The organism is Chthonomonas sp. (assembly GCF_035294165.1).
In the GTDB taxonomy this organism is placed as follows: Bacteria; Armatimonadota; Chthonomonadetes; order Chthonomonadales; family Chthonomonadaceae; genus Chthonomonas.
Genome location: NZ_DATGLN010000087.1, coordinates 1 through 2,882, shown reverse-complemented (window position 1 = coordinate 2,882; position 2,882 = coordinate 1). Strand labels below are relative to the sequence as shown.

1 protein-coding gene and 1 pseudogene are annotated in these 2,882 nt (G+C 55.9%); one reads left to right on the top strand and one right to left on the bottom strand.

All coding sequences use genetic code 11. The features are described 5' to 3' along the window. Positions 1-502: pseudogene (locus tag VKV29_RS04710) on the top strand (hypothetical protein); the annotation flags it as partial. On the opposite strand, the gene VKV29_RS04705 reads toward VKV29_RS04710, so the two are convergent. After that, on the bottom strand, positions 474-2,882 hold a 2,409-nt coding region (locus tag VKV29_RS04705), incomplete at its 5' end, for a hypothetical protein (RefSeq protein WP_324200146.1). The pseudogene VKV29_RS04710 and the gene VKV29_RS04705 sit on opposite strands and share 29 nt — an antisense overlap.

The window sequence follows — 2,882 nt, the reverse complement described above, 5'->3', positions numbered from 1 at the left end:
AACGCCTTGTGTCTACTATGGGGATGAGATCGGCATGGAGGGCGGTAAAGACCCCGACGACCGACGTTGCATGGAGTGGAACCCGCAAAAGTGGAACCGCACCATCCTTCAGTTTTTTAAACAGGCCATTGCCCTTCGCCGTAGTACGCCTGCCCTACGCTATGGTGACTATCGCACGATCATCGCCGATGACAACAGCGGCCTGTTCGGTTTCGAGCGTACTTGGCAGCAGAGCCGCATCCTCGTGCTGTTTAATCGCAGCGACCGAAGCCTTCAGCAAACCCTCTCTCTAAGCGAAGTGTCTCAGGGGCCACACCCCTCTTTGCACATCGCACTCCGCACACTCCTTGCCACAAATCGCGCGAGGGCCCTGTGGAAAGGCAACCTCTTGCAGCTTCAGTTAGGGCCGCGTGGGGCTATTGTGCTGGAGACCCAACTCGCTGCCACAGAGCCTTCACAGACCGCGTTAGGCGCTAAAACTCGAAGCCCAGTTGGGCGATGAGAGAGCTAACGTGGTAGTTGTAACTAGATAAGGAGGGATCGGTGTTGGTGGTGTTCAAGATTTGCCAACCTAACGAGAACTTCATCGGGCGAGCGATGTAGTAGTCCAGCCCAAAGCGCATATTCAACTGGTTGTTGCCTAGATAGCCTGCCGTAAGCGAGTCGGAGTAGTCGAAGAAGAGGCCGATTTTCGCATTGAGCGGATAGTCCAGATGCAACAGATAGGAAACGGTATTGGAGCTGGTATTGGTGAGATTATTCGTGGTGCTGCCGGAGCCGGATGTGGTGGCCGTGAGGGATGAGGCGTTTAAGAAGCTTTTATTCGAAAGCAGGAGGGCGTCAAGCCGAAAATTGAGTTTGCGAAACAGCCTTCCCGCCACATCGAGCGCGAGGGTATTGACGCTGGAGTTGCCAAGCCCACCGGTATAACCGATATTTTGCATGTCGTAGTTGAGGTTAACCTGCAGCCCGCCTCGCAGGTTCCAACCGAGTTGCAGTTGCGTGTCGGTGCGATTGCTGTTGTAGAGGTAGCTTCCGATGCTGGAGGAGGTGAGAAAAGAGATGGAGGAGTGGAAGCGGTCGTTGGGGTTGTAGGATAGGGTGAGATGATGGGTGCTGCTGGTTCCGCTTAGGCTTGCAATGCCGTTGTAGGCCGAAAGGGTGCCGCCGGTAAGAATGCCGCTATAGTTGCCCAAGCTTCCAAGGTTGCTATTATAGCCGCCCCCCAAATAGCTGGTGATGGGGAGACCCGCTGTAAAACCAGAACCGAGTGTGGGTGTCGTGCTGCCCCCACCGGTGGCAATGTCGCGCATAAGGGCGTTGGCCATAAGGATGCGGGTTGGCACCAGAAGGGCCGGCAACCCTCGCGATATGGTTGTCCCACCGCCGGTAACGCCTGTAGCCGTGCCCGAAGAAGAGCTAGAAGAGGATGAGCCGGTAGAGGAGGTTGACGTGGCGGTGTTGGTGCTGCCCGTATCCGAAAGGGAGTAGCCGTATTGAAGGGAGATGCCATGGCGGAGGTTAAAGGTGGCATTGATCTGCGCGTTTCGTGCTACCGAGTTGCCCACAAAGAGACCTTGATTGCTTACCTGGCTGTTGGTAAAGCTTGTGTTTAGGTGGAACCAGCGATTGGGGTTCCAGTTGATCCCCAAGTTCTCCGAAAGCACATTGGTGCTGCTGTTCACCAACTGGTTTGTGGTGCCCTGCCCGCTGTTGCCGGAGGGGGCGGACACAAGCGAATAGAGCGATTGCGATTGATTTGCGTTGGAAGAGACGCCTAACTGAAAGCCTAATGTGCCCAGCGTATAGTTCATCTGAAGGCTATCGGTGCGGTTAGAGCTCCTGCCCCCCTGAGCGAAGAGGGTGCTTAGGGTACTGTGGCTTAGGCTTAGAGTGCCGTTTCGTGCGAAGTTATAGTTGATATTGCCAGTAAACTGGTTATAGTTATCGTTGCCGGAGGGTAGGATGGCCGAATAGCCGGGTTGATAGAGTGCAGAGGTATAGGAAGGTTGCTTGGCAGTTTGCCAATCGAAGTTCATGTGCAAGCGGCTTGAAGGTGTGTAGTCCGATGCGATTTCGATGGACTTTTCGTTCCTATTGAAGCCGGGGCTTGCGATGGCCGAGAAGGTCGCGCCGATATCGCGCACCGTGATGTCGGTATGGAGCGAGCGTAGCGGGTTAAGGCTGGCACGCAACTGTACGGCCTTTCCTTGAACGCCTTGCCCGGAGAGGGTAAGGCCGGACATGGCGGTTTCCAAGGTGAGACTGCCGAGGCGCCCTAACCCCAAGCTGCCATCGAGGCCCAGCACCGTCTGGTTGCTGGGGATGGGGTTGATATTGAGTGGAGTATATTGGATAGTGACCACCTCGCTGGCGGGCACGCCGGCCACTAGGTGAATCTGGTTGCGATAGACCGGGTCTATCGTGAAATCTACCCCCTGCACCTGCGGCACGCCGTTCACCTTAACGATGATCGGCTTGGAGGTGTCTATGGGATAGTCCAGTACGTAAGGGGAAAGCGGGGTAGGATTTCCGTAGAACTGTTGGGTGCGCTGAGCGAGGGTGGTGCCGCCGGGAGCCACTTGGGCGAGATAGGTAAAGCCGACGTGCTCGCTGCCATGCGGAGTGTACTCCATGCGAAAGCCGTAGATAGAGCCGCTACTCTGACCGTAGTCGAGGGTCTCATAGGAGACGGCAATAGTGGAGGAGCTGGGAATGATCAATCCGTTGAGAAACTGCAGCTCTCCTGTATCGGTGTCGAGCGTGTAGTCCTTGCCAAGCTGCATCGGCTTGTTATCTACCCGCACCTGCACGCTGCCCTGCACGATCTGACCGGTATACACATAGTAGGGGCCGGAGGAGTTGTTGCCCTGTATCACGAG